Source organism: Methylobacterium sp. Leaf88, assembly GCF_001422795.1.
In the GTDB taxonomy this organism is placed as follows: domain Bacteria; phylum Pseudomonadota; class Alphaproteobacteria; order Rhizobiales; family Beijerinckiaceae; genus Methylobacterium.
The window spans coordinates 101,082-127,487 of record NZ_LMMK01000001.1; the positions used below are offsets into that span (position 1 = coordinate 101,082).

Annotated in this window: 20 protein-coding genes and 1 pseudogene; 8 read left to right on the forward strand and 13 right to left on the reverse strand. The window is 70.0% G+C overall.

Annotated features, from left to right (window positions below):
• Nucleotides 1-129: 129 nt before the first annotated feature.
• The 5 genes from ASF20_RS00355 to ASF20_RS00375 all read left to right on the forward strand — a co-directional run bounded on the left by ASF20_RS00355 (nt 130) and on the right by ASF20_RS00375 (nt 2,875).
• Nucleotides 130-609: a hypothetical protein gene (locus ASF20_RS00355; protein ID WP_156389794.1), complete on the forward strand. Its 480-nt coding sequence runs from the start codon at nt 130-132 to the stop codon at nt 607-609.
• Nucleotides 610-619: 10 nt separating this feature from the next.
• A complete protein-coding gene (locus ASF20_RS00360) occupies nt 620-1,015 on the forward strand; it encodes a phage holin family protein (protein WP_056217248.1) in 396 nt (131 codons plus the stop codon).
• A complete protein-coding gene (locus ASF20_RS00365) occupies nt 1,012-1,404 on the forward strand; it encodes a DUF3618 domain-containing protein (protein WP_056269630.1) in 393 nt (130 codons plus the stop codon). Before ASF20_RS00360 ends, ASF20_RS00365 begins: the two co-directional genes overlap by 4 nt.
• A 69-nt stretch (nt 1,405-1,473) precedes the next feature.
• On the forward strand, nt 1,474-2,202 hold the full coding sequence (locus ASF20_RS00370) for a hypothetical protein (RefSeq protein ID WP_082501103.1): 729 nt from the start codon (nt 1,474-1,476) through the stop codon (nt 2,200-2,202).
• A gap of 121 nt (nt 2,203-2,323) precedes the next feature.
• Nucleotides 2,324-2,875, forward strand: coding sequence for an alpha/beta hydrolase (locus tag ASF20_RS00375; RefSeq protein ID WP_056269633.1), 552 nt, complete (start codon nt 2,324-2,326; stop codon nt 2,873-2,875).
• A gap of 3 nt (nt 2,876-2,878) precedes the next feature.
• Here ASF20_RS00375 and ASF20_RS00380 read toward each other — a convergent pair whose 3' ends face one another.
• The 8 genes from ASF20_RS00380 to ASF20_RS00415 form a co-directional block, all read right to left on the reverse strand.
• Nucleotides 2,879-3,910, reverse strand: coding sequence for a TIGR01620 family protein (locus ASF20_RS00380; RefSeq protein WP_056269636.1), 1,032 nt, complete (start codon nt 3,908-3,910; stop codon nt 2,879-2,881).
• Between the two features lie 21 nt (nt 3,911-3,931).
• Entirely contained in the window at nt 3,932-5,371 is a 1,440-nt protein-coding gene (locus ASF20_RS00385; RefSeq protein ID WP_056269640.1) for a YcjX family protein, read from the reverse strand.
• A gap of 113 nt (nt 5,372-5,484) precedes the next feature.
• On the reverse strand, nt 5,485-6,054 hold the full coding sequence (locus ASF20_RS25330; protein WP_348271537.1) for a hypothetical protein: 570 nt from the start codon (nt 6,052-6,054) through the stop codon (nt 5,485-5,487).
• 732 nt (nt 6,055-6,786) lie between these two features.
• Entirely contained in the window at nt 6,787-7,305 is a 519-nt protein-coding gene (locus ASF20_RS00395; protein ID WP_056217228.1) for a histidine phosphatase family protein, read from the reverse strand.
• Nucleotides 7,306-7,319: 14 nt separating this feature from the next.
• On the reverse strand, nt 7,320-8,300 hold the full coding sequence (locus tag ASF20_RS00400; RefSeq protein WP_056269645.1) for an aldo/keto reductase: 981 nt from the start codon (nt 8,298-8,300) through the stop codon (nt 7,320-7,322).
• A gap of 98 nt (nt 8,301-8,398) precedes the next feature.
• Nucleotides 8,399-9,250, reverse strand: coding sequence for a MoxR family ATPase (locus tag ASF20_RS00405; protein WP_056269651.1), 852 nt, complete (start codon nt 9,248-9,250; stop codon nt 8,399-8,401).
• Between the two features lie 98 nt (nt 9,251-9,348).
• Complete coding sequence (locus ASF20_RS00410; RefSeq protein ID WP_056269654.1) at nt 9,349-9,999, reverse strand: hypothetical protein; 651 nt, start codon at nt 9,997-9,999, stop codon at nt 9,349-9,351.
• The gene (locus ASF20_RS00415) at nt 9,996-11,237 is read right to left on the reverse strand and encodes a hypothetical protein (RefSeq protein WP_056269657.1); all 1,242 of its coding nucleotides are present in this window, start codon (nt 11,235-11,237) and stop codon (nt 9,996-9,998) included. The genes ASF20_RS00410 and ASF20_RS00415 overlap by 4 nt, the downstream gene beginning before the upstream one ends.
• Before the next feature lie 264 nt (nt 11,238-11,501).
• Between ASF20_RS00415 and ASF20_RS00420 the strand changes: the two genes are divergently transcribed.
• Nucleotides 11,502-13,343, forward strand: coding sequence for a cation:proton antiporter (locus tag ASF20_RS00420; RefSeq protein ID WP_056269660.1), 1,842 nt, complete (start codon nt 11,502-11,504; stop codon nt 13,341-13,343).
• Between the two features lie 225 nt (nt 13,344-13,568).
• Here ASF20_RS00420 and ASF20_RS25335 read toward each other — a convergent pair.
• A pseudogene (locus ASF20_RS25335) lies at nt 13,569-13,904 on the reverse strand (hypothetical protein); the annotation flags it as partial.
• A 239-nt stretch (nt 13,905-14,143) separates the two neighbouring features.
• Between ASF20_RS25335 and ASF20_RS00430 the strand changes: the two are divergent.
• Nucleotides 14,144-15,319 carry a VWA domain-containing protein gene (locus ASF20_RS00430; RefSeq protein ID WP_056269663.1) on the forward strand — a complete coding sequence of 392 codons (1,176 nt, stop codon included), beginning with the start codon at nt 14,144-14,146 and terminating at the stop codon, nt 15,317-15,319.
• A gap of 74 nt (nt 15,320-15,393) precedes the next feature.
• Here the strand turns inward: ASF20_RS00430 and ASF20_RS00435 are convergent, their stop codons facing one another.
• Nucleotides 15,394-15,714, reverse strand: coding sequence for a 2Fe-2S iron-sulfur cluster-binding protein (locus ASF20_RS00435; RefSeq protein ID WP_055954982.1), 321 nt, complete (start codon nt 15,712-15,714; stop codon nt 15,394-15,396).
• Between the two features lie 181 nt (nt 15,715-15,895).
• The gene (locus ASF20_RS00440; protein ID WP_082487177.1) at nt 15,896-16,246 is read right to left on the reverse strand and encodes an Hpt domain-containing protein; all 351 of its coding nucleotides are present in this window, start codon (nt 16,244-16,246) and stop codon (nt 15,896-15,898) included.
• 279 nt (nt 16,247-16,525) lie between these two features.
• On the opposite strand from ASF20_RS00440, the gene ASF20_RS00445 reads away from it, so the two are divergent.
• Nucleotides 16,526-24,586 (forward strand): hypothetical protein, encoded by an 8,061-nt coding sequence (locus tag ASF20_RS00445; protein WP_056269670.1) that lies wholly within the window; start codon nt 16,526-16,528, stop codon nt 24,584-24,586.
• Between the two features lie 84 nt (nt 24,587-24,670).
• On the opposite strand, the gene ASF20_RS00450 is transcribed toward ASF20_RS00445, so the two are convergent.
• Nucleotides 24,671-25,135 (reverse strand): DUF1489 domain-containing protein, encoded by a 465-nt coding sequence (locus tag ASF20_RS00450; RefSeq protein WP_244472604.1) that lies wholly within the window; start codon nt 25,133-25,135, stop codon nt 24,671-24,673.
• Between the two features lie 82 nt (nt 25,136-25,217).
• Entirely contained in the window at nt 25,218-26,342 is a 1,125-nt protein-coding gene (locus tag ASF20_RS00455) for a hypothetical protein (RefSeq protein ID WP_056269672.1), read from the reverse strand.
• Nucleotides 26,343-26,406: the final 64 nt, after the last annotated feature.

Genomic DNA, 26,406 nt, shown 5'->3' on the forward strand with positions numbered 1-26,406 from the left:
GGAGCCTGACGCCGGTCGTCCCAGGCCTCGTCCGAGACGCGGTACCCCAAGGCGGAACCCTGTCTCTTCCGCTGCTGTTTAACCGTCGCAAATGCCGTTTCTTTTCAACTCGTGCCGAGGAGTATCACCGTGACCGCAAACCAACCCCCAGGCCCCATGGGCGCGGAGCCGGCGAACCAGGCGGCCGATTGGAAGACTCTGCGCGGCGATGTCGAGGGGATCGCGGATGTTGCGGCGGAGCGTGGCCGCAGCTTCGTCGAAGCGGCTCGTTCGCACGCAACCAACTACATCGACCAGCGCAAGGGCGACGCCGCGCGCTCCGTGACCGACCTCGCGACGTCCGTCCGGGAGTCCAGCAAGACCTTCGAGGCGCAGCCTAACATCAGGGCCTTCTTCGACAGTGCCGCCGATGGTCTCGAGCATCTCGGCACTTCGATCGAGGAACGCAGCTTCTCGGAATTCTACGAGGATGCAGAAGCGTTCGCACGGCGCGCTCCCGTGGCGGTTGCGGTCGCGACTTTCCTTACCGGCTTCGTGGTGGCCCGCTTCATCAAGTCGACGAGTGCCGCACCTCTGAACAGTACCCATCCGACCTCCCATCGCCTCTGAGGACCGTTCGATGACCACCGGTCCGCAATCCAGTATCCAGGGCCTGATCGGCGACGCCCTGCGGGAAACCAACGAACTTGCACGGAAGGAGATTGCCCTCTTCCGCAATGAGATGACCAGCAACGTCCGAGCGCTGTTCATCGGCCTTGGGCTCCTCGTCGGCGCCGCCGTCTTCGGCGTCGTCGCCCTCTTCGTCCTCGTCGATGCCTTGGTGAAATGGCTTGCCACCATGGTTCACTCGGAGGCGCTCGCCGCCTTGATCGTCGGCGGCGTCCTCCTCGTCGTCGCTGTGGCGCTTGCCTTGATCGGGCGAAATGCCATGTCGCTCTCGACCCTCGCCCCCGTGCGCACGACCCGCCAAGTCCGCGAGGACGCCCGTACATTGTCTGAGAGGGTCTCGGGATGACCGAATCGTTGAACGATCTGGAGAAGGACATCGAGGCGAGCCGTGCCCGTCTCGACCAGACCATTGACCAAATTCAAGAGCGGCTTTCAGTCTCCAGCATCGTCGACGAGATGCTGGGCAACGCTCGGCGTACGCCGCTCAGCGGCGCCTATGACGGGGCTCTGGAGGCGGTGCGGCGCAATCCGGTTCCGGTGCTCCTCATCGCCGCCGGAGTCGGCTGGCTTATCCACCGCATGTCGACCAATCCGACGACACCGGGAATCCGCCGGCGCGCGCGCCTCGCGGTCGACGGCCTTCCAGTGACGAAGACGGGCGCCGACCGCGTCTACGATCCGGATCTTCCGACTCAGCATCCCGTCAACCATATCGCCAGCGAAACCCAGATCTAGGCCCTCGCGGACAACCGCACGTGACCCGATCCGGCCCATGCGGCCTTCGGCGACTCTCAGGAGCAACCCATGAGTTCGACCCAGAAACCCGGTGACGAGCACCGCTCGCTCCCCGACGATATCGCTCTCGCCGCCGGGATGCCGCGCGGCCGTCAGGCCGAAGGCTCCCTGCACGATGTGCCGAGCCCGGGCTCCCACCACTCCGGCACCGAGGCACACAGCATCTACACGACGGAGGGCAGCCATGGCTCCTCGACCACAGACGAGGTGAAGGCCCGCGCCAGCGACCTCCGCGACCGCGCGGCTGAGACCGCAGGCGACGTCCGCGACCGCGTTTCCGACACGGTTCAGGACCTGCGTGAACGGGCTTCGGATGTCTACGACGACGCCCGAGGCTGGGCATCGGATACCCGCCAGGAGGGGCGCCGCCGCATCAACGATCTTAGCGAGCGTAGCAGTGCGCGCCTCCAGGATGGCCGCTCGGCCGTCGAGGACTTCGTATCTGAAAACCCACTCCTCGTTGGCGTCGTCGGACTCGCGGCCGGTCTCCTCATCGGCGCTCTGCTTCCGCGGACCCGCACCGAGGACGAGAATGTCGGTCCCTGGGCGGACGAAGTGCGTGACCAGGGCCTTCGCTACGCCCGCGACGTTACCCATCGCGGACGGGACTTCGTCGCGAGCGCCCTCGATCCAGAGAACCTCAACGCCGCCGTTCAGCGGGCCGCCGGCAACGAGCAGCCGGAGACCGGCGCTCCGGCACAAGCTCGGTCACCGTCCTCCGCGCCCAAGGCGCATTGATCGATCACGCGGATCTTTCGAGTCAGGCACGAAAGGGGCGGCACACAATCGTGCCGCCCCTTTCCACATCGAGAATTTCGAACGACTCGACGACGCGGAGCCCCGCCGGTATCGCAGAGCCATGAAGATTGCCGACTGCGAGATCCTAATTTTGCCGGGCTATGCCGGCTCTGAAGGCGAGCATTGGCAGGCTCGCTGGGCCGATCGGCTTTCCACGGGTCGAATCGTTGTACAAGACGACTGGCATCACCCTGATGCTCAAGCTTGGCGCGCGCGGATCGTCGGGGCTGTGAACGGCGCGACCCGCCCCGTGATCCTGATCGCGCACAGCCTCGGCGTTGTGGCCGCGGTGCAGGCCGCCTCGGACTTCGCGCCGGGCGTTGTGCGCGGTGCGCTTCTCGTCGCCTTCCCGGACGTGGAGACGACGCCGAACCTGCCCGCCAGCGTCACCGCCTTCGCACCGGTGCCGCGCTCTCCCTTGCCCTTCCCGTCCCTGGTGGTCGCCAGCCGCAACGATCCCTATTGCAGCTACGCCCGTGCCGAGGACTTCGCTTATGCCTGGGGTGCCGTCGTGGTCGATGCGGGGGAGGCCGGGCACATCAACGTGGCGAGCGGGCACGGTCCCTGGCCGGAAGGCCTGATGCGCCTCGCCGGCTTCATGAAGACCCTGTAGCGATCAGCCCTTAGCCTCATCCGTCAGCGGCTTGAGCAGTTCGCCCGCCACGTCCGAAAGTCGCGGCGGCGCCTCACGCACGAACGGCAGCGGCCGGCAGACCGCCAGCGCGGCAAGGCCGAAGCGGGCCGTCATCAGGCCGTTAAGGACACCCTCGCCCAGCTTCGCCGAGACGCGGGCGGCGAGGCCGAGGCCGAGTACCTGCTGGATCATGCTTTCGCCGACCGCCATGCCCCCCGTCACGGTGAGATGGGCGAAAGCGGCGCGCGCCAAGCGCAGGAAGCCAAAGAAGCCCGGGCGTCCGCCATAGATCGTGGCGATCCGGCGCAACAGGCGCACGGCGGCAAAGATCACGAAGGCGACGTCGACGATGGCACGTGGGCTCAGGGCGGTCACCGCCGACACCTGCTTGGCCGAGGCCGCGATGGCGTTGCGAGCCTGGCGATCGAGGGGCGCGAGCAACTCGTGTTCGGCGAGGCCGATGCGGTCATCCACATCGAGGATCGCGTCGCCGAGGGTGGCGAGACGAGCACGGCCCGCCGCCAACGCGGTACGCTCGGCATAGAGACCCGTCAGGTCACGCACAACGGCCTGCGCGGCGGAATGGTCGCGGGTGGCAATCGCCTCGATCGCCTTGGCGCGGACCCGCTCGATCTGGCGCTCGCGCCAGATCCCCGACAACTCCCGGGCGACGAGGGCCAGGAATGCGACTGCCGCGACGGCCAGCAGGACCAGGGCGACGGTGCCGAGCCAGGGGGCGGCGCTGAACAGGTCTGCGATCAGGCGCTCCACCGACAACCCGACGCCGAGGGATACGAGACCTCCGAGAGCGATGAGAAGCAGGCTGAGCCACGGAGCGCGCGCCTTGGGGGCGACAGGCACCGCAACACCGTCGGCCGCATCGACGACCTCGAAGGGCTCCTCGACGATGCGGACATGGGCCGCCGCCGCGGGAGACGGCGCAATGCCGTCGGCGATCTCCTCGGATCCGCTCGGCGGAATGCGAAAGGCACGGGGGCGGTTGCTCGAGCTCATGACTGGGACATCCCGGAGGTCTTAGGCGAGTTTGTCGCCGATGAGGAACTGCATGGCGCGATCGAGCCGGATCTGCGGCAGGTTACCAGGCCGGCCGAGGGCATCGGGTTTCACGAGGGGCGGTCGGAAGCGGGGAAACCGTAAGGACCCGGGAGGGACGGCTCCTTCCAATACCAATTCCGGGCGCTGCGGCAGCTCACCGGGGAAGATCGCCGCCTCGCTCAAGCCGTCGAAGATCTCGTCCCCGACGCGCTCACCCGCTTCCGGCGTACCGGATACGGCACGGAGGATCTCGTCTCCGTCATGCACGGTGGTCTCACGCGTTGCCCGGACCGAGGCCAGGGCGACGGTGCCGACCCGTGCGCCCGCCGCCTCCGTCCGCCGCATCGCCCGCGAAACGAGCAGCCGTAGCAGGGCGTCGAGGCGATCGTGGCTCGTCTGGTGCAAATGGTCAGCCTTGGTGGCGGCGAACAGGATCCGCTCGGCGCGTGGCGCAAACAGCCGGGACAGAATCGTGTTGCGCCCGATGCGGAAGCTGAGAAGCACGGCATCGAGCGCCTCCTCGAGCTCGGCCAGCGCGGCCGGCCCGGCATCCACCGCCGCCAGGACATCGACGAGGACGATCTGCCGATCGACTCGCTGGAAGTGGTTGCGGAAGAACGGCTCGACGACCTTCGCCTTGTAGGCCTCGAAGCGGCGTTCCATGAGTCCGGCGAGACTGTCCGGCGCCAGGATCTCAGGCAGGTTGTCGAGGGGCGCGAAGGTCAGGGCCGGCGAGCCGGCGAGATCGCCAGGCATCAGGAAGCGTCCGGGCGGCGTGGTCGCCACGGCTTCGGGACCGGCGCGTAGGGCCGAGAGATAGGTCTTGAAACCGGTGCTGGCGCGCTCGGCCACCACCTCATCAAGGGGGCCGTGCGGGTCGAGACCCCTCAGCATCTCGAGCCAGGGCGCGGCCATCGCTCCGCGGCCACTTCGGCGCGTGCCCGCGATGGTGGCGCGCGACCAGGCGGTGTAACTCTGATCGATCAGTGCAAGGTCGAGAAGCCACTCACCCGGATAGTCCACGACATCGAGCATCAATGTGCCCGGACCGGAGCGCCAGCCTCCGGATCTCTCATACTCGATGGCGAGGCGGAACTGGCTGATCCGGTCGGTCGAGCGTGGCCAGAGTCGCTGCTCGGTCAGGGCAGCGTAGTGGTCCTCATAGGGAAAGCGCGGAATGTCGTCGTCCGGCTGCGGCACGAGGCGCGCCCGGCGCAGGCGGCCCTCGTGGGCCGGCGCAAAGGCCGGAAGGGCATGGGCTTCGACGAGGTGATGGATCAGGGCCGTCGTGAAGACGGTCTTGCCCGATCGCGCGAGACCGGTGACGCCGAGCCGCAGGGTGGGCTGGATCAGCAGGTCGCTCGATGCCTCGGCGAAGGCCTTGACCGCGGAACCCGCACGCGCGGCGAAGCTGTTCATGGCAACCTTCTCATGGGGCGGGTTGGGGAAGGCGAGGCTGGACGCCGCAGCGATGTCGCTGAGGTGGCGCGACCACGACGCCGCTGCAAGACGTGCGGGTCAAGCCTCGCTGCTCAGGGTGCCGTGACCGGTGCGTTGGCGGCGGCAAGGGTGTTGGCATCGAGACGCTCAATGGCGGTCTCCACCAGGGCCGGGGCTGCGCGCAGGGCCCCGAGCTCCACGCTCGACATCGTCTGCATGACCGGGCGCAGGTTCGGCAATGGACGTCCGTCGGGTCCGAACAGCTCGAGGTCGTCCTCGACTTTCAGGCCGACGCTGGCGGCGATCCGCGTGGCATAGTTACGGATGCGGGTTTCATCGTTGCCGCAGACCGGCGCCGGCACGCTCAGATCGAGAAGCGGCAGGCTCGACGCGCCCGCCGCAATCGCCGGCAGAGCGGCGGACTCCGCCACGAAACGCTCCTGCAGACGCGCCACCGACCCGGCTTTCGTAGGCGGCACACGCTGTTGAGCCGTCGATGCGGCGCTCAGAACAGCGCTCGGCTCGACGAGAAGCACGGATGGCCTGGCGATCATCGTCGAGGGCTTCACCAAAATTTCGGAAGGGCGGACCAGCAGTGCCGATTTCGATGGCGTCGCCGCTGCCAACTTCGTGGAAGCTGGACCTTTGGCTGTCTCGCGCACCGGGCTCGGACGCCCCCGTAGGCGCGCCAGGGGCGACCAAGGCTGAATCCGCAGAGGGCCGCCCCGTCCCACAATGGCCGCGCGGGAGATGCCGCCGCGCGAATGGCGAGCCAGGAAGCGGGCCCGGAGCGTGCCGCCGATCCCGCGGGGCGCGATCTCCGGAGAAATCCTCGTGCCTGTTCGACGGCTCGTGAGGGGTGCGACCGACCCGCCGATCCGGCACTCTGCGGGAGCCCAGCGCCGCACGATGGCGAGGGCCGACCGGCGGCCGAATTCGCGATAGTAGCGCCGGAGCAGCCGCGCCGCCGCATCGGCGCCATCGGCCGCGGTGGCGAATCCGGTATGACCCTCGCTGTCCGCGCCGATCTCTCCGTTCCAGCGGGCCTTCTTGATGCACCAGTAATTGTTCAGCTTGACGCAACGGGCGACGAAGGCCGGGGCGCCGGATGTGTAGCGGGCCACTAGAGCGAGCGAGGCGGGGCGCAGGCTTTCGGCTGCCTCATAGCGCCAGTTCGAGACGGCCCGGCCCTCGGATTCGAAGACCGGGAAGGGCGCAGAATTCCTTTCGGATGCCGCAGATGTCGTCCGCCAGCGCGTCGCGTCCGGTCGAAGATCTTCGATCGTCCCCTCCAGGCGCGGCAGCAGCGTCGAGAGGACGAGGAGCGTGGTCAGGAGCACGGGATCTGCGAAGCTTGTTCGGGATCAGGGCAACGGCGTCCGGGCCAGAAGGGTTCAATCCGCGATGTCGATGTCCCTCGGGGCGACGAACCGCTCCAGCCGTCCCATCCCGGCAGCGACCGCATTCCAGGCGTCCCCGTCGAAATCCAGGACCACCACGGAAGCGGTGGGAAACTCCAGCGCCAGCCGCTTGCGCCCGTCCTTGTCGCCGGAGCCGGCCAGCCGCATCGCCAGATCCTGCAGGCCGGGATTGTGACCGATCATCAGGAGGCTCCCCACCATATTCGGCGTCGACCGCACGATGGCGAGCAAGGCCGTTTCCGGCGCCTCGTAAATCGATGGGACGATCTCGGCCTCGGGCCCCTGCAGGGCGCTCTGTATCGCATCCCAGGTCTCGCGGGTGCGCTGTGCCGGAGACACGACGACCGCCTCGGGAATCAAGCCTTCGGCCGAAAGGTACGCCCCCATCTGCGGGGCGGCGCGCTTGCCGCGGTTGTTCAGCGGGCGATCGAGATCGGCGATGCCGGGCGGACGGTCGGACTTGGCGTGACGCAGGAGGATCAGGCGACGCATGCGGGCTTGGACTTTCACGTGAATCCGACGACGGGATGCGGGGTATAGGGCGCTTCGAGGGCACTCACCTCCTCGCTCGTAAGGTCGAGATCGAGAGCCGCGACTGCATCCGCGAGATGGCTCGGCTTTGACGCGCCGATGATTGGCGCGGTCACCACCGATTTCTGGAGCAACCAGGCCAGGGCGACCTGGGCGCGCGGCACGCCCCGCGTGGTGGCGATGGTCGAGACCTGGGCGACGATGGCCCGATCGGCCGCATCCGCGGAGGCGTAGAGATGCCGGCCGACCTCGTCGCTATCCTGACGCGCGCTGCGCACATCCCAGTCGCGGGTCAGCCGACCCCGGGCCAGAGGGCTCCAGGGCAGCACCGCGATGTCCTGATCCAGACAGAGCGGCAGCATCTCGCGCTCCTCTTCCCGGTGCAGCAGGTTGTAGTGGTCCTGCATCGTGGCGAAGCGGGTCCAGCCGTAGCGGTCGGCCGTGAAGAGCGCCTTGGCGAACTGCCAAGCGTACATCGATGAGGCGCCGATGTAGCGGGCTTTTCCGGCCTTCACCACGTCGTGGAGCGCTTCCAGCGTGACCTCGATCGGCGTCCCGTAATCCCAGCGGTGGATCTGGAAGAGGTCGACATAGTCGGTGCCGAGGCGCTTGAGACTGGCATCGATGGAGGCGAAGATCGCCTTGCGCGAGAGTCCACCGGCATTGGGCTGGCTCTTCAGAGGAAAGAAACACTTGGTGGCGAGCACGACGGCGTCGCGGTCGGCATAGTCGTGCAGGGCGCGCCCGACGATCTCCTCACTGGTGCCGTCCGAATAGGCATTGGCGGTGTCGAAGAAGTTGATGCCGAGATCGAGCGCCCGCTTGATCATCGGCCGGCTCTCGTCCTCGCGCAGGGTCCAGGGATGGGGACCGCGCTCGGGAACCCCGTAGGTCATGCAGCCGAGGCAGAGAGGCGAGACGTCGAGGCCGGTGCGGCCGAGCTTCTTCAGATTCATCGGAAGCGTTCCACTGGAGACGAACCTTGCGCGGGCCACCCGATCTATCTGGGTTCCGCCGATGCGCCGGGCCAGGGGCCGACGCCCGATGGTGCGGCTTAGTTACCGCGCTGCTCGCGCCGCATGAGGAAGGCGAGCTTCTCGAACAGCCCGACATCCTGCTCGTTCTTCAGGAGCGCACCGTGCAGCGGCGGGATCAGCTTGCGCCCATCGCGCTCGCGCAGGGTCTCGGGCGCCACGTCTTCGGAGACGAGAAGCTTGAGCCAGTCGAGTAGCTCGGAGGTCGAGGGCTTCTTCTTCAGACCCGGGACCTCGCGGGTCTCGAGGAAGACGCGCAGGGCCTCCTCGACCAGACGGTGCTTGATGCCCGGATAGTGTACCTCGACGATGGCCTTCAGGGTCTCGGCGTCGGGGAACTTGATGTAGTGGAAGAAGCAGCGCCGCAGGAAGGCGTCCGGCAGCTCCTTCTCGTTGTTCGAGGTGATGATGACGATCGGGCGCCGTTCGGCCCGAACCGTCTCGCCGGTTTCGTAGACGTAGAATTCCATCCGATCGAGTTCGGTCAGGAGGTCGTTCGGAAATTCGATGTCGGCCTTGTCGATCTCGTCGATGAGCAGCACCGGGCGCTCGGGGGCGGTGAAGGCCTCCCACAGCTTGCCGCGCCGGATGTAGTTGCCGATATCCGAGACGCGCGGGTCGCCGAGCTGGCTGTCGCGCAGGCGCGAGACTGCGTCGTATTCGTAGAGGCCCTGCTGCGCCTTGGTGGTCGACTTGACGTTCCAGGTGAGGAATGGCGCACCGAGGCCCTTGGCGATTTCCTCGGCCAGCACCGTCTTGCCGGTACCGGGTTCGCCCTTCACCAGCAGCGGTCGCTCCAGCACGATGGCGGCGTTCACCGCCGTGGTCAGGTCGGAGGTCGCGACGTAGTCGGCGGTACCGGTGAAGCGCATGGCGGAACTCGCGGGATGGGGACGCTGAGACATCCGGGGTTAGGGCGCGGCCGGGATCCCCGCAAGGCACCGTCCGCGGCCGACGAAGACCGGTCGTGCTAGAGCGTCTTTCCGTCGTGCCAGACGCAGTTCGATGCCAGGATGCCGAGGTTGACGTCGGATTTCTGCGGTTGGGGCAGCGTCTTTCCGTCCATAGCGAGATCGATCTTGATCTCGACCTGCCCCTTCGCCTCGTTCTGGCGCCGGGAGAAGTAGCAGTATTGCTGGAACGGCTGGTCTTCGTTCGCACGAAAGTTCCAGCCGGTGACGATTTGGCCGTCCATGTAGGGCACCTGCTTGAACACGGTGAAGGTGGTGTTCACGGGGGCCTTCGAGGCCGGCGCGGCGTCGTTGCCGAGCTGCGCCTTCGTCGGAATCGGCGCTCCACCCGCCTTCGGCACCCCGCCCTCGAGCTTGAGGACGTTATCCGTCAGTGTGACCTCGCCCTTGGTCTTCAGGGTCACGTCGGACAGGGCCGCCTGCATCGCGGCCGCAATCTTCTCCGCCGCCGAATCGAACTGGTTCATGTAGGCATAGCCGTAGGACGCCGCGCCAAGTCCGGCGCCGGCGAGAAGCAGGAAGGCGCCTGCCCCGATGGAGCGGAACAGGAAAGCGCGCGCGGCGATGATGCGCGCCTCGGCCCGAAGGCGTCCGTTCACGCTCTGAGCGAGGACGACATTCTCGGGGGTGCCGGAGGTATGGATGCTCACGCGCCGGCTCCTGCGCTCGCGGCCTGTGCAGAGCCACGTCGATCGATCGGGATCACCGCGCCGCCGGCCGCGGCCGTTGCCGGAGCCGGAGCCGCGGGGGCCGGCGCCTGGGCAGCGACGGAAGGCTCATCCGGCACGCCTCGAGGCTGGCTCAAGGCCATTTCCTGGCGCAGGGCGTCGGTGATCGAGTCGAGCATGTAAGGGGTCGCGGCCGGGTCGACGGTGGCACCGAGGTCATCCTCGTCCATGAAGGTCTTGCGCACCGACACGGCGCAGAGGGCGAGGATCGTCGACGCGAAAGCGGCACAGACCGCCGGCACGAACACGAAGATCCGCAGGAAGGCGTGGACCTGCGCCTCGCTCACGTCGATCGGGTCGACGCCGTAGACCATGGCGGTGAAGGAGTGCAGCTGCGAGCGGTTGACCGAGTTGCGATAGGCCTGCTCGGCGTCGGCGACCTTGCGCTCCGCCGCGCCCCGATCGAGGTCGCCGCGGGCCTTGCGTGCCTCTTCGAGCATCTTCGTCACGGCGCCCCGGTCGGAGCCGGCCTTCGCGACGCTCGCATTGAGGGTCGCCGTGCGCGGATCGGTGACGCACTTCATGTTCGAGTAGCGCTGACCACGGCTGTTGGTGCCGTAGACGCGTTCGCAGCGCTGCGCCGGCAAGCCGGCGAGCTGGCTGGCGTTCTCGGCAGCGCGCTTCTCGATCTGATCGAGCTCGGTCGTGTACTGCGCGACCCGCGCATCCGCCGTGGCGATGCGGTTGTCGATGGTGCCGCGATCAGCCTGTGCGTCCTTCAGGGCGGTCTTCGCCTTGGCGGCGTCCATCAGGCGCGGATGAAACATCATTTCGCCGAGCTGAGACACCGACTTGGTGGTAACGCCGGCCGCGAAGATGATGCCGACGATCGCCAGCGCGCGGATGAAATAAGAGCGCTGCGTGCGGGCCAGAATCCCGAGGGGGACGCGGCACAGCTCCACCGCCGCGTAGACCAGCGGGGCGAGGAGCATGAAGTAGAACGCCTGCGAGTCGCCGTCGCTGTAGACGCCAGCGAACAGCCACGCTCCCCAGAGCGAGGCACCGATGACCATGAACTCGACGAGATACGCGATCGCGACGTAGCCCCACTTGATGCGGTAGCCCCTCTCGATATGTCGTTCGTGAGTCCAGCGGTCGGACTCCCGGCGCCAGTCTCGGGCTTCACGTTGCACGTCGCGGTTGGGCGGCGTCTTTCGCATGGGGCACTCGTGTCTCGAAACGCGACGCTGCGCGCTTAACCGTCCGTTAAGGCTTTGCCTTATGCGCATATTGTGCCGTTTTTGCGCCGCATCAGCGGTGCTGACCAGCACGGTCTCCCCATCCGAATGGTCGCAGCCGACCATTTTGTTGTTTCCGCGTGTGTGCGCTGTTGCGCCGGGATGGCCCCGGTGCCCATGGTCATAGACGGACTGGGCCGGGGCGCGCCCGTCCATTGCTCCGGCCGCTGGAGACATCCCCGACTGATGACGGACGTGCACGCCGGCTCCTACAAGGAAGCGATCCTATTCCTCGTCACCGCGGGCGTGGTGGTGCCGTTGTTCCATCGGCTGCGCATCAGTCCGGTGCTGGGCTTCATCGGGGCGGGCGCACTCCTCGGTCCCTTCGGTCTCGGACGCTTCGCCGAGACGCACCACTGGGTCTCGACCTTCACCATCGCCAACCGGGCGGAGATCGCGCACCTCGCCGAGTTCGGCGTGATCTTCCTCATGTTCATGATCGGCGTCGAGCTCTCGTGGGAGCGTCTGCGAACGCTCCGCCGCCTCGTCTTCGGCCTCGGCTCCATCCAGGTCCTTGCCTCCTCGGTCGTGATCGGCCTGATCCTCCTGTCCCTGTCAGTGCCGCTCGCCGCCGCGATCATCGTCGGACTGGCCCTCGCTCTGTCCTCGACCGCGATCGTGCTGCCGGTCCTGGCGGACCAGAAGCGACTGAATACCCCGGCGGGCCGCGCAAGCTTCGCGGTCTTGCTGTTCCAGGACCTCGCGGTGGCCCCGGTCCTGTTTGCCATCGCGGTGCTCGGCAGGAACGACGGCTCGGATGTGGGGGGCGCCCTCGCCCTCGCGCTCGGTCAGGCGGCTGTCGCCATCGTGGTAATCGTCGTGGTGGGACGCGTGGCGCTGCGGCCGCTGTTCCAGCTGGTGGCCCGAACGCGCTCGCCCGAGCTGTTCATGGCGGCCTGCCTCCTGGTCATCATCGGCACCGCCGTGACGGCTGCCGCCGCCGGGCTCTCGATGACCCTCGGCGCCTTCGTGGCCGGGCTGTTGCTGGCGGAGACCGAGTATCGCCGCGCGATCGAGGCGACGATCGACCCGTTCAAGGGCCTGCTGCTGGGGGTATTCTTCGTCTCCGTGGGCATGAATCTCGATCCAGCCCACCTCATGTCGGCCCCGGGCGCGGTGCTGGGGCTCGCCCTGGCCCTGATCCTCATCAAGGGCGCCGTCATCGTCATCGCCGCGCGTTTCCTGAAGCTGTCCCGGGCAGTGGCCGTCGAAGCAGCCCTTCTGCTGGGTCCCGGCGGCGAGTTCGCCTTCGTGCTGATCGGTGGCGCCTTGGCGGGCGGGCTCGTGCCCGAGGAGGTCGGGCAGGCCGCCCTGGTCGTGACCACGGTGACCATGATCGCGATCCCGGCCCTAGCCGTGCTGGCACGACGCCTCGGCAAGCGGCTCTCGACCGCGCAGCTCGGCCGGGCGCGGGCCGAGCCGGTGCCGGATCGTCAGCAGAACCGGGTCATCATCGCGGGATACGGCCGCGTCGGGCGGCTCGTTGGCGAGATGCTGGTCCGACACAAGATTCCATATCTCGCCCTCGACGCGGATGCGGCCCGAGTCTCGGAACATCGGCGTCTGGGTAATCCGGTCTACTTTGGGGATTCGGCCAATCCCGAGCTGCTGCGCCGCTGCGACATCGCCAATGCCCGGGCCCTCGTCGTTACCCTGGACAATCCCAGGGCCGTCGAGGCGGTAGTGGAAGCAGCCCGGGCCGAGCGGCGCGATATCACCATCGTGGCGCGGGCGCGCGATGCCCGACACGCCACCGCGCTCTATGAGATGGGCGTCGATGATGCGGTTCCCGAAACCATCGAGGCGTCGCTCCAGCTCTCTGAAGCCGTCCTCGTCGATGTCGGCGTGCCGATGGGGCTCGTGATCGCTTCGATCCACGAACGACGCGACGAGTATCGGGCGATGCTGAAGCGGAAGGAGACCGAGGTCCGGCCGGCCTTTCGGGCTCGCCGCACCGTCGGCAAGGTCGTGGAAGTCCGGGACGCGACGCCTGCGGACGAGGCCAAATCGGTCAGCAAGACCGCCTGAGGAACGAACCCGAGCGCTTCAGAGCAGCCGGCCCTGGCCACGGGGGGGCATCACGGGCACGGACAGGGAGTTCGAAGCGGATGGTTTGGATGGACTGGGGACCGTGCCGCTCCGCCCGGCCTTGAGCCCCGGTGGCAGCTTCGGAGATGCCGGCTTGAGGGCAACGGGCGGCTTCGGCGTTCGGGGCTTGGCCCGACGGACGGACGAATGGGCTGCCGGATCCATGCCGGGCGCGTAGCTGCAGCGATAGACGATCTCGTCCGGCGGACCGAGGCCGGTGTCGAGCGGGATCGTCACCGTATCGTCGTTGAAGCGCCATTTGCGCGTGCCCTTGTCCCAGTAAAGCCAGATCGTCGTCGGATGCCCCTGGATCGAGAAGATCGCCGCCTTCTTGGAGACCGCCCGGATGGTGCGCGGCTCGTACATTCCCTTGGCCCGGTAGGCGTCCGCGAAGGAGGCGGGTTGCCGGTCGATGAAGGTGTTGCGCACCACCTGAATCGTCGCGCCCGGCTCCGAAAGGAACCGCTTGAAATCGCTCAACGAGCGCAACGCGAGCGCCATGTCGGTCACTCCCAACTCAACCCGAAGACCATGCGCCCTGACGACTTGCCCTGACTTGCACGAGACCGTGGGGCCAAGATGTTCGATTCAGATGACAAGTCCTGTTCGCTGGAATAACGTCCGCTTGGCACTATCAACAGAAATCCTGGGTTATACCCAGCTTAACGTATGTGACTCGGCCAGGCGTCGGGCGCGGGTCGGGTCTTGACCACGACACCGGCTTCCCGCGTTGTCACCCCATGCTGCTCCAGTTCTTCACCGCCCTGCGCGACGCCAAGGTCCCCGTCACGCTGCGGGAGTTCCTGACGCTCCTGGGTGCGCTCGACCGGGACCTTGCCGAGAAGCGGATCGAGGAGTTCTACCTCCTGGCCCGTACGGCCCTGGTGAAGGACGAGCGCAACCTCGACCGTTTCGACCGCGTGTTCGGCACCGTGTTCAAGGGCATCGAGACCCTGGGCGCGGCATCCGAACCGACGCCGATCCCCGAGGAATGGCTGCGCAAGCTCGCCGAGAAGTACCTTACCGATGCCGAGAAGGCGGAACTGCAGGCGCTCGGCTGGGACAATCTGTTCGAGACCCTGAAACAGCGCCTCGCCGAACAGCGCGAGCGCCACCAGGGCGGCAACAAGTGGATCGGCACCGGCGGCACCTCGCCGTTCGGGGCCTACGGCTACAATCCGGAGGGCATCCGGATCGGCCAGGACGGCAACCGCAACTTCCGCGCCGTGAAGGTCTGGGACAAGCGAGAATTCCGGGACCTGGACGACACGGTCGAGCTCGGCACACGCAACATGCGGGTGGCTCTGCGACGCCTGCGCCGCTTCGCCCGCAGCGGCGCCGCGGACGAACTCGACCTCGACGGAACGATCCGCGAGACCGCCGCCAAGGGCTATCTCGACGTGAGGCTCCGGCCGGAACGGCGCAATGCCGTGAAGGTGCTGCTGTTCCTCGACGTGGGCGGCTCGATGGACTTCCACGTGGCTTTGGCCGAGGAATTGTTCTCCGCTGCCCGCTCGGAGTTCAAGCACTTCGAGCACTTCTACTTCCACAACTGCCCCTACGAGCGCGTCTGGCGCGAGAACCGGCGCCGGCACGACGAGACACTGCCACTCCTCGACGTGCTGCGGACCTATCCGCCGGACTATCGCGTGGTGTTCGTCGGCGACGCCTCCATGAGCCCGTACGAGATCGCCATGGCGGGCGGATCGGTGGAGCACTGGAACGAGGAACCTGGCGAGGTCTGGCTGAACCGCATCCTCGAGCGGTTTCCGAAGACGGTCTGGCTGAACCCCGTTCCGGCGGAACACTGGGCCTACACCCAGTCGATCGGGATGATCCGCCGGCTGATGGGAGAGCGCATGTTCCCGCTCAACCTCGAAGGCATCGATGCGGCGATGCGGACTTTGGTCCGGTAAATTACTCTACCGCCATCGGAAATCCGGCGCCGGGCTCGGGCGGCCTCGCGCGATGGCGGGCTCCGAGCGCCCCTTCAGCCCTGACGCGCCGGCGTCGTGACGCTGAGCCCGTCCAGCTCCGGGGTGATGCGAATCTGGCAGCACAGCCGCGAGGTCGCGCGCACGTCGGAGGCGAAATCGAGCATGTCCTGCTCCATCGCCTCGGCGGGACCCACGACCTCGGCCCAGGCCGCATCGACGTAGACGTGGCAGGTGGCGCAGGCACAGGCGCCGCCGCATTCCGCATCAATCCCCGGTACGTTGTTGCGGATCGCCGCTTCCATCACGGTCGATCCCACGTCGCCCTCCACGGTCCTGGCCGTTCCGGCGTGGTCGACGTAGGTGATCTTGGGCATCGGGGGCTCCGGGCTCGGACAACGCGTAGTACGGCCGGTTGTGCGGCGCAGAGCCTGCCTTGAAGGGGCAGGCCTCCGAATGCAAGCGCGCTCGCCGACCGGGCGATGTTTCCTGCGCTTACGCCGCAGCGGCCGCGCCGTTCCATCGACGATCCGCGACGCGACGTCCGGGCCCGGTATTTCAGAGGGGTCGCGTCGAGGTCGCGAGGGTTTCGGCGATTGCGGCGGCGAGCGTTTCGGCGGGGACGTCCGTCCCACCGGCGCGCAGCGCGTCCTCGATCGCCCCCGAGATCCGGGCGACGCGGACCGCACCGATCCCGAGAGCCGAGCCCTTCAGGGTGTGGGCGAGGTCGGCCCGCTCGGCCGGCTCCCGGTCCGGATCGACGATTCCCGGCAGGAGGCGGTGGCACTGGTCCGCGAAGAGCCCGAGGAGCTCCGCGGCCAGCGCGGCGTCGCCGAAGGTCTGGCGCGACAGGTGGTCGGCATCGAGGAGCACCGCCGCCGACGGGTCTGGGAAATCCGGTTCTCGCACTGCATCCTCGCGCGCCTGCGGCGGCGGCCATCCTGGCTATCCACAGCTGAGCCCCGCCGTCGTTCGCTTCCGTCTACGCGTTGAGGCATCATGCAGAAAGACGACGGCGCGGTACCGGCCCTCGGCTTGGTAACCATTCCGTTAAGGTTTTTTGGGCGCTGCGGCCGGCTCGGGTATCCGAGCCCTGTGCCGAAGTCTAAAGTTCCTTGGTAAATTGGTAAAAGTAACCTTGATCGACGGGCGCGGCCGCCGATCGGGATACGCGTAACGAGGCGTTGAATGGCCACGGAAAAGAAGCTCAAGGACCCGGCCGAGGCGGCTCTGTCGGCGATCGAGCAGGCTCTCAACCTCGACGCTTTCGCTCAGGGCGACGAGGCATCCCGGGTGGAACCCCGCCTGCCGGATGTCGGCGACGGCGATCCCTTGCGCGATCCCAGCGGTCGCCTCGCGCCGCCCCGCCTCGACCTCGACCAGCCCCTCGCCTCGGACCTGCCGCCGCCGGACCGCAACCGGCCGCGCCGCGAAGGCGGCCTCCTGCCGCCCGACCGTTCCATGGTGGCCAACGACGATCGCCAGAACATCGGCATCCTGCAGCAGACCCTGCGCGTGCGCCCCTCGCGCACCCCCTACCTCATCGCCGCCGCGGCGGGCGCCCTCTGGATCGCCGGCCTCCTCGCCCTGGCCTGGGTGCAGTCCTCCGGCGACCTGCGCGGCTTCTTCCAGGGCCTGACCGCGCTCCAGGGCGCCGTGGCGGCGACCGCCCTCGTGGGCCCCGTGGTGCTGTTCGCCATCATGGGGATGCTCGCCGTGCGCGCCCAGGAGATGCGCCTCGTCGCCCGCGCCGTGGGCGAGGTGGCGATCCGTCTGGCCGAGCCCGAGAACTTCTCCACCGACGCGGTGCTCACCATGTCGCAGACCGTCCGGCGCGAGGTCGCGGCGGTCGGCGACGGCGTCGAGCGGGCCCTGGCCCGGGCGGGCGAGCTCGAGACCCTGGTGCGCGGCGAGATCGCGACCCTGGAGCGGGCCTATTCCGACAACGAGATCCGCATCCGCTCCCTCGTCGAGGAGCTCGTCGCCCAGCGCGAGTCGATCATCGCCAATGCCGAGCGCGTGCGCGGGGCCATCACGGGCACCCACCAGAGCCTGACGGCGGAGCTCGACGGCGCCGCCGAGCGCATCGTCTCCGCGGTGAACGGCGCCGGCGACCGGGTCACCAGCGCCCTCGACGCCCGCGGCGAGGCCATCACCTCGGCCCTCGGCGACCGCGGCGACGCCATCACCGCCGCCCTCGGCGAGGCCGGCGACCGGGTGGTCGAGCTGGTCTCCGGCCGCGGCGACGACCTCGTGCAGCGCCTCGCCTCCACCAGCGAGGGGGTGCGCGGCAGCCTCGCGGAGGTCGGCAGCGCCCTCACCCTGTCCCTGGAGACCCGGGCCGACGAGGTCACCCGGGCCTTCGAGCGCACCGGCGGCATCCTCACCACCACCCTGGCGGAGAATGCCGGGCAGGTGGCGCGGACCCTGGCCCAGACCGGTTCCGAGGTCATCGAGGCCCTGAACCGCCAGGGCGGCGAAGTCCGCCAGACCTTCGAACTGTCCGCGCGCGGCCTCGAAGAGGCCTTCCTGGCCCGCGGCTCCGAGCTGACGGCCCAGTTCTCCTCCACGGGCGGCGAGATCACCGCGCGCTTCGCCGAGACGGGCGATGCCCTGCGCGCCCACTTCGCCGAGACCGGCGCCGCCCTCACCCACGACATCTCCGTGCGCGGCGATGCCCTGCGCAGCGAGATCGAGACCGCCGGCACCGGCGTGTCCGCCCTCATCGAGGCCCGGGCCCGCGAGGCCCAGACGGGTCTGGCCGCCGCCGCCGGCAGCATCATCGAGACCTTCACGGCCCGGGCCGACGGCGTGCGGGAGGACCTCGTCCGCTCCGTCGACGGCATCGCCTCCGGCCTCGACACCCAGGGCGGTGCCCTGGCCGATCGCATCGAGACCGCCGCGGCCCGTCTGCACGAGACCATCACGGTCCACGGCTCGGAGGTCTCGAACCTGTTCGAGACCCGCGGCCGCGACACCCAGGCCGGCCTGGCGCTGGCCGCCAGCGCGATCATCGAGAGCTTCGGCGCCCGCGCGGACGCCCTCCGGGAGACCCTGATCGGCTCGGTGGAGGACGCGACGACCCGCCTCGACGAGCGCGGCGGCACCCTAGCCGAGCGCATCGAGGCCGCAGCCACCCGCCTGCGGGAGACGATCGACGTGCATGGCGGTTCGGTCTCCGAGCGCATCGACGCGTCGGGCCGCGAGGCCCAGGCCGCCCTGGCCCTTGCCGCCAGCGCCATCGTGGAGACCTTCGGCAACCGGGCCGGCGGCGTGCGCGACGACCTCCTCCGCTCGGTGGAAGGCCTCGCCAACGGTCTGGACCAGCACGGCGCGGCCCTGGCCGAGCGCATCGAGACGGTAGCGAACCAGCTGCATCAGACCGTCACGGTCGAGGGCGCGACCCTGGAATCCACCCTCGGGGCGACCGGCGATCGCGTCGGCGAACTCGTGCGCCTGCGGACGCAGGAAGCCACGCAGACGCTCGAGGGCGCCCTGTCGGCCCTCGGCTACACCTTCGAGACACGGGCCCTGGAGGCGGTGGACAGTCTGCGCGCCACGGCCGCGACCCTCGAATCCGAGATCGGCAACCGGACGTCCGAGGCCGCCGACACCTTCCGCCGCAGCGCGGAGGAGACCACCGTGGCCCTCGGCGCCAGCACCACCGAGGCCGCGCAGTCCCTGCGCCGCGCCTCCGCCAGCGCCACCGGCGAGCTGGAGGCCCGCACCGTCGAGGCGGTGCAGATCTTCGAGACCCGGCTGGCCGCCACGTCGGCCGATCTCGCGGCCCGGACCGCCGAGGCGGCCGAGCTCCTGCGCAACGCCGCCGACGGCCTCGGCGGCACGGTGGGCAGCAGGGCCAGCGCCTCCATCGAGGCCCTGCGCAGCACCCTGGATGCCGTCAACGACGAGCTGGCCCGGCGCGCCGAGGAGGCCGCCGGCACCATCGCCCGCGCGGCCGACGGCCTCGGCGGCGATCTCATCGCCCGCATCCGCGACGTCGAGACGGTCTTCGACAACCACGGCCGGACCCTGGGCAACCTCATCGCCTCCCAGGCGCAGGACGCCCAGACCCAGCTCGCCAATACCGGGCGCGACATCGTGCTGGCCGTCACCGCGCAGGGCGCGCGGGTGAACGACGCCCTCAACCAGACCGGCGCCAGCTTCGCCGACACCACCGAGACCCGCGTCCAGGCGATCGACCGCGTGCTCAACGACCGCCTCGCGACCCTCCAGGAAACCATCGCCCGCGGCGACATCCTGGCCGAGCGCATCGCCCGCGACACCGCCGCCCTCACGGAATCCGTGTCCGGTCGCCTCGAGGAGATGGACCGCGTCATCACGGTGCAGGGCAAGGTGGTGGCCGACAGCATCGCCGCCCGCACCCGGGAGGCCCAGGAGACCGTCGAGAGCCAGCTCGGCGCCCTCGAGGAGCGCTCCGCCCGTCGTTCGACCGAGATCGGCGAGACCTTCGCCAACCTGGTCGCCCAGATCGACGGCCATCTCGGCGGCCGCGCCACCGCCCTGAACGAAGCCCTGATCGTGCGGACCGCCGAGATGGCCCGCGTCATGGCCGAGGGCGGCCGCGACCTGGTCCAGGCCCTCGACACGCGGGCGGACACCATGGCACTCGACATCGCCCAGCGCGGCGCCAGCCTCGGCGACGTCCTCGGCGAGCGCTCGGCGGACATCGCCCGCCGCCTCGACGAGCAGACCCTGGAGCTGTCCCGCCGCCTCGACGAGGGCGCCGGCCGCTTCGATGCCGGCGTGCTCGGTCGCCTGGAAGCGATCGGCACCGCCCTCGAGGAGCGCAGCCGCCTCATCGAGGAGTCGTTCGGAGCCCAGGCCTTCGAGGCGATCCGCCTGATCGAGAGCCGCACCCGCGCGGTGGACGAGGATCTGGCGACCCGCACCCGCGAGCTCGTCGACATGATCGTCGAGCGCACCGGGAGCGCCAACCAGGCCCTCGACACCCAGGCCGTGGCCATCCGCGAGGCGTTCTCGCAGCGCGCCGACGAGCTCGTCCGCCTCATCGATGCCCGCACCGCCGCGATGGGCACCGAGCTCGACGAGAAGGGGCGCGCCGTGTTCGGCGCCCTCGGCGGCCGCATCACCGAGCTCGCCCGGCTGTTCGACCTCGGCAGCAATTCCCTCGGCGCGGTGCTGGAGCAGCGCGGCGAGACGATCCTCGCTCGCCTGCGCGACATGGTCACGGAGGCCGATCGCCAGCTCAGCGAGGGCGAGGGCCGCCTCGGCACCACCCTCGACCGCCGGACCTCCGACATCAGCTCGCTCCTCGACGAGGGCGTGCGCACGGTCCACCAGCTGCTCGACGACCGCACGGGGGAGATCCGCGCGCTGCTCGACAACCACGCCAGCTCCCTGGGCTCCAACTTCAGCGACCGCATCGCGCCGCTGCACGAAACACTCGACCAGCGCGGCCGGGCGTTCGTGGACACCATCGCGGCCAGCCTCGGCAGTGCCGCCGAGGCGGTCGAGGCGCGGACGCAGGCCCTGGCCACCCTCTTCGAGGAGCGCATCGAGCACCTCGACGAGGTGGTCGACCGTCGCGGCGGCAGCCTCGCGGACTCGGTCGAGGCCAGGACCCGCGCCCTCGCGGAGACCTTCGACCAGCGCATCGGTGTGCTCGACGAGCTCGTGGACACCCGCGGCAGGCGCCTCACCGAGACGCTGGGGGCCCAGGCCCAGAGCCTGGTCGAGCAGTTCGACCAGCGCCTCGGAAGCCTGGACGACGTGGTCGAGCGCCGGAGCGGCGAGATGGCCCAGGCCGTGGACGAGCGCACCCGCGCGCTCGCCAACCTGTTCGACCATCGCATCAACATCCTCGGCCAGCTCGTCGACCATCGCGGCGCGCAGCTGACCGAGACCCTCGAGGGCCGGACCGAGGCCCTGACGGCCCTCCTCGACCAGCGCATCGGCGCCCTCGACGCGATCGTCGACGGCCGCGGCAACCACCTGACCCAGTCGCTCGACGCGCGGGCCCAGGGCCTGCGCGGACTGTTCGACGAAGTCCTGAGTGCCCTCGACGGCCTGATCGACGGCCGCGCCGAGGCCCTGACCGACCGGGTCGAGACCCAGACGCGCGGCCTCACCACCCTGTTCGACGAGCGGCTCGGCGCCCTCGACCGCCTCGTCGACCACCGCACCGGCACCCTGTCCGACGAAGTCGATGCCCGCGCCCAGGCACTGGTCTCGCTCATCGACACGCGGGTCGGTGCCCTCGACCAGGTGGTGGATGAACGGGCGGGCGCCCTGCGCCAGCAGGCCGAAGCCATGGCGCAGACCCTGGTCTCCCTCTTCGAGGAGCGCGCCACCGGCCTCGCCGCACAGGCGGACGACCGGACCCGCGCCCTCGTGGCGATCTTCGACGAGCGCCTGGGGGCCCTGGAGGGCCTGGTGGACGGGCGCGCCGGCACCCTGGCCGACCGCGTCGAGGAGCGGACCCGCACCCTCGCCTCGGTGTTCGACACCCAGCTCCGGACCCTCGACGAGACGGTCGAGCACCGGGCCGACAGCCTCTCCCGCCAGACCGAGGAGCGCGGCCTCGCGCTCGCGGCGATCTTCGACGAGCGCCTGCGCGCCCTCGAGAGCCTGGTGGATGGACGCGCCGGCGCCCTGGCCGACCGCGTCGCGGAGCGGACCCACACCCTCGCCTCGGTCTTCGACAGCCAGCTCCGGACCCTCGACGAGACCGTGGATCACCGCGCCAACGTCCTGGCCCAGCAGGCCGAGGACCGCGGCAGCGCCCTCGCGGCGATGTTCGACGAGCGGCTCACGGCCCTCGGCGGCCTCGTGGAAGCCAGCGCGGCGGAGTTCGCCCGCACCATCGACACGCAGGGCCAGGCCCTGACGGAGGCGGTGGACAGCCGGTCGGAGGCCTTCACGAGCCGCATCGACACCCGGATGAAGGTGTTCGCCACCCTCGTCGCCTCGCGCGGCGACGCCCTGGCCACGGCCTTCGATGACCGCCAGGACGCCTACGCGTCCCTGGTCGACCAGCGCACCGCGGCGATGCTGGCGGCCTTCGACGCGCGGGTCGACCGCCACGCGGCCCTCGCCGAGGCGCACAGCCAGGCCCTGGCCGCGGCCCTCGACCAGCGCAACGAGGCCGTGGCGGCCCTGCTCGACACCGGCACCGGCGCCATGACCGAGGCGTTCGACCGTCGCTCGACGGCCCTGGCCGGACTCATGGAGGCCCGTGGCCAGGCCCTCGCCCGCCGGCTGGCGGAGAGCGCCGAGACCATCACCCGCGCCATCGAGACGGGGGGCGGTGCCCTGGTCGAGACCCTCGACGGACGCGGGAACGCGGTGGTCGCCCAGCTGACGGACCAGTCCGAGCGCCTGCGCGAGATCGTGGACGGACCGGCGGCCCAGCTCGTGGAAGCCCTGGCGCTGCGCGGCGACGCCATCGAGCGCGCCCTGCAGGAGAGCGGCGCGCCGCTGGTCGCCGCCATCCGCGAGCGCACCGAAGCCCTGGCCGCCCAGTCCCGCGCCTCCGCCGAGACGCTGCTCTCGGCCATCGACGGCGGTGCGACCCGGGCCATCGCCTCCCTGAACGACGCCAACGCCCAGATGCGCGGCGAACTCGCAGCCATCCTCGAGCGGATCGACGGGGCCAACGACGCCCTGCGCGAGCTCCTGGCGGGGACCGGCCAGAACCTCGGCCATATCGAGGCGGGCCTCTCGCACCGGATCGCCGACATCCGCGACGGCCTGGCGGCCGTGGCCAGCGAGACGGATCGGGCCAGCGCGGGCGTGTCCGAGCAGGTCCACCTTCTCCGGAACGTGGCCGAGGGCGCCCTGCGGGACGCCGCCGAGCTGGCGGCCTCCCTCGACGAGCGCGGCCGTGCCCTCGACGAGATCGGCCGCACCCATGCGGGGACCCTGCGGCAGGCCGTCGGCCACCTCGAAGGCGCCGCCGGGCAGCTGCAGGGCGCGGCCGGCCAGATCCAGGGCGCCGAGAGCCGCCTCGCGGACCGTCTGGGCGAGCGCGAGGCCGCCATCGCCAGCGTGCTGTCGCGGATCGAGGAGCGCTCCGGCACCCTCGACGCGCAGACCGCGCGCTTCGACGCGATGATCGGCGAGACCCTGCGCGCCGCCGAGGAGCGGGCGCGGGCCCTGGGCACCAGCCTGTCCGAGACCGCCGCGGGCGCCGGGACCGCGGTCGCCGCGGCGTTCGAGGCCCTGCGCGCCAGCGCCGACAGCGAGAGCGGACGCACCGCCGAGGCCGTGCGCACCGCCATCGAGGCGGCGTCGCAGCAGATGATGGGCGTCCTCGAAACCGCCTCCGGCCGCTTCGGGGACTCCGTCTCCGGCCTGCGCGAGATGGCGGCCGAGATCCGGCGCGAGCTCGATGCCACCCGGGCCGACCTCCAGCGCGGGGTGCTGGAGATCCCGCGCGAGACGCAGGACGCCACCGGCGAGATGCGCCGGGTGGTCTCCGAGCAGCTCAAGGCCCTGACCGAGCTTTCCGGCCTGGTCCAGAGCGCGGGCCGCGCGGTGGACGCGGCGGTTCCGCAGGTGTCGGAGCCGAAGCGCCCCGCCGCCCCGGCGCCGGCCCCCGCTCCCGCCGCGACCGCTCCGGCGAAGGCCGCCCCGGCCAAGCCGGTCGCGGCAACGGCCAAGCCGGCTGCGGCAACGGCGGCGAAGGCCGCGGCTCCGGCGGGCCGCCCCGGCACGTCGATGAACCTCGTCTCCGCCCCCGCGGCGGGACGGACCGGCCCGGCGTCCCGCGCCGAGGCCCGACCGGGCGAAGGCCGCGGCTGGCTCTCCGACCTGCTGACGCGGGCCTCCCTCGACGAGGATGCGGACCCGGCGCCGGACGCGCCGGCTGCGGCCACGACGCAGCAGGCGGAAGCCCAGAAGAACGCCGCCGAGCGCGGGCGCACCGCCCTCGAGACGATCTCCAGCGACATCGCCAAGATGATCGACCACCAGACCGCGGTGGAGCTGTGGGAGCGCTATCGCCGGGGCGAGCCGAACCTGTTCGACCGGCGGATCTACACGGCCCAGGGCCGGCAGACCTTCGAGGAGGTGCGCCGCCGCTACGCCGCGGACGCCGATTTCCAGCGCACGGTCGACCGCTACGTGGGCGAGTTCGAGCGCCTGCTCGGCGACGTCTCGAAGAACGACCGCGACTCCTCGCGGGCGGATGCCTACCTCACCTCGGAGACCGGCAAGGTCTACACCATGCTGGCCCATGCCAGCGGCCGCTTCGACGGGGCGTAGGGCCCCGCACGCCCCGGACCGGACGAACGGACCCCCGCCCTCCCCCCGGAGGGCGGGGGTTTTTCCGTCGCGGATTGGCGCGCGTCAGATCAGGCCGAGGCCGGCGAGTTCGCGGCGCAGGGATTCCGGCATCTCGGCGAGCCCGCCCGCCGTGCGGGCGTCGAGGTCGGCCGGCGCATCCTCCGCCTTCAGGTAGCGCCAGCCCTGGAACGGCCGGCAGGGACGCGGCGACACGGCGGTGACGTCGGGCTGCAGGATCAGCCGGCAGCGGCCGATCCCGTCCGCATCCGTGAACGGCGTGATGGCGGTGATGGACTGGCGGCACAGCAGCGTGCCCTTGATGACCCAGTAGATCGAGCCGCGCCCGACGATCTCGGCGGCGCGGGTCGGCACCATGCGGGTGGTGTGTACCGGGGCGGGATCGCGCCCCTCGCGCAGGGCCGCCGCGCGGGTGTGGGCGATGCGCGCCTCGAGATCGCCGATGCTGGCGGGACCGACGCAGAGCTTCAGCAGGTGCAGGGTTTGGGCGGCGGGCATGACGGCGGGCATGGCGGCGTTGTAGCAGCCGCGCCGCAGCCGCGCGCCTCCTTCCGTGGACGGCGCGACCCCGCGCCGCTCACGGGTTCGGTCCTCAGGAGAAGAGCGCGCGCTTCTCGTCCTCGGACAGCGCATCGATCTCGGCGAAGGCCGTCGCGATGTCGGTCTGCGCCTGCTCCGAGACCCGGATCGTCGCCGTCGGCAGCGTCTCGGGCAGATCCCCGGCCGGATCGGCCTCGTCTTCACCCGTCGGGCTCGGCTCGGCCTCGGGCTCCTCCGGCGCGACCATCGCCTCGGCCGCATCCGGGGCCGCGGGCTCGGCCGCTTCGGAGACAGCGAAGGCGGCCTCGCCGGGCGAGGGTGCGTCCTCGGCGTGCGGGTCGTCCGCACGCGCGGACGCCTCCGGGGGCGCCGTCGCGGAGGCGCTGTCCGCCAGGGCGTTGGTCGCCTCCAGGAAGACGATGTCGTCCTCGGCGGACGGGTCGTCCGACAGCGGCGCCCGGGCGAAGGCCACGGGCGGCACCGGCTCCGCGGACGATCCGTCCATGTCGATGTAGCGGTCGACGTCGCTCTGGCAGAGGTCGGCCTGAACCTCCGGCGCGCTCGACCCCCCGGGGCCCGCCGGGACCGGATCGAGGGCATCGCCCCAGATCGCCATCATGGCGGCGAGGCGCTCCTCGAGGTAGCGCAGGGTGTGGATGATGCGCGCCGTGCGCTGGGCGGTGAGGTCCTGGAACGAGCAGGCGGTGTAGATGGCGGTGGCGCGCCGGTCGAGCTCGTCGCAGATCGCGGCGTCGGAGCCGGATTCCCGCAGGGTCCAGGCGGCCTCCTGCACGTGCTCGGCGGCGCTGAGGATATCGGAGGTCGCGTTCTCGGTGGAGCGCACGATGGCGTCGAGGGCCGCGGAGGCGCCGCCGAGCCGGCTCTGATCCTGCTCGGGTGCGTTGATGGCGGCGATCTCGGCCTTCGTGCGGGCGATGGCGTGGGCCATGTCCATGAGATCGCCGCGCACGCGCCCCATCTGGCTGCTCTCGCGATCGCGGGTGACCACGCTCTCCAGGCGGGCGATCGCGTCGAGGAGGATCCCGGTGTCGCTGGTGCGGTTGCGGCGGAGATAGGCGTCGAGGAACCAGCGACCGCGCTCGCTCTCGGTCATCGCCGCTTCGATGCGATCGTATTCCGAGATGTCGAGGGACGTCAGCGAATGGGAACTCGACATCAAGTACGTGTCCTTGGCCGCGGGGGCCGGCACGCGATGGCCGGGTCCAAGCCGTCTCAGGTTG

What these genes read in the sequence shown, in the direction of transcription:
- ASF20_RS00360 (WP_056217248.1), top strand. Translation starts at nt 620, where the DNA reads ATGACCACCGGTCCGCAATCCAGTATCCAGGGCCTGATCGGCGACGCC.
- ASF20_RS00365 (WP_056269630.1), top strand. Translation starts at nt 1,012, where the DNA reads ATGACCGAATCGTTGAACGATCTGGAGAAGGACATCGAGGCGAGCCGT.
- ASF20_RS00370 (WP_082501103.1), top strand. Translation starts at nt 1,474, where the DNA reads ATGAGTTCGACCCAGAAACCCGGTGACGAGCACCGCTCGCTCCCCGAC.
- ASF20_RS00375 (WP_056269633.1), top strand. Translation starts at nt 2,324, where the DNA reads ATGAAGATTGCCGACTGCGAGATCCTAATTTTGCCGGGCTATGCCGGC.
- ASF20_RS00380 (WP_056269636.1), bottom strand. Translation starts at nt 3,910, where the DNA reads ATGAGCTCGAGCAACCGCCCCCGTGCCTTTCGCATTCCGCCGAGCGGA.
- ASF20_RS00385 (WP_056269640.1), bottom strand. Translation starts at nt 5,371, where the DNA reads ATGAACAGCTTCGCCGCGCGTGCGGGTTCCGCGGTCAAGGCCTTCGCC.
- ASF20_RS00395 (WP_056217228.1), bottom strand. Translation starts at nt 7,305, where the DNA reads ATGCGTCGCCTGATCCTCCTGCGTCACGCCAAGTCCGACCGTCCGCCC.
- ASF20_RS00400 (WP_056269645.1), bottom strand. Translation starts at nt 8,300, where the DNA reads ATGAATCTGAAGAAGCTCGGCCGCACCGGCCTCGACGTCTCGCCTCTC.
- ASF20_RS00405 (WP_056269651.1), bottom strand. Translation starts at nt 9,250, where the DNA reads ATGCGCTTCACCGGTACCGCCGACTACGTCGCGACCTCCGACCTGACC.
- ASF20_RS00415 (WP_056269657.1), bottom strand. Translation starts at nt 11,237, where the DNA reads ATGCGAAAGACGCCGCCCAACCGCGACGTGCAACGTGAAGCCCGAGAC.
- ASF20_RS00420 (WP_056269660.1), top strand. Translation starts at nt 11,502, where the DNA reads ATGACGGACGTGCACGCCGGCTCCTACAAGGAAGCGATCCTATTCCTC.
- ASF20_RS00430 (WP_056269663.1), top strand. Translation starts at nt 14,144, where the DNA reads ATGCTGCTCCAGTTCTTCACCGCCCTGCGCGACGCCAAGGTCCCCGTC.
- ASF20_RS00435 (WP_055954982.1), bottom strand. Translation starts at nt 15,714, where the DNA reads ATGCCCAAGATCACCTACGTCGACCACGCCGGAACGGCCAGGACCGTG.
- ASF20_RS00445 (WP_056269670.1), top strand. Translation starts at nt 16,526, where the DNA reads ATGGCCACGGAAAAGAAGCTCAAGGACCCGGCCGAGGCGGCTCTGTCG.
- ASF20_RS00450 (WP_244472604.1), bottom strand. Translation starts at nt 25,135, where the DNA reads ATGCCCGCCGTCATGCCCGCCGCCCAAACCCTGCACCTGCTGAAGCTC.
- ASF20_RS00455 (WP_056269672.1), bottom strand. Translation starts at nt 26,342, where the DNA reads ATGTCGAGTTCCCATTCGCTGACGTCCCTCGACATCTCGGAATACGAT.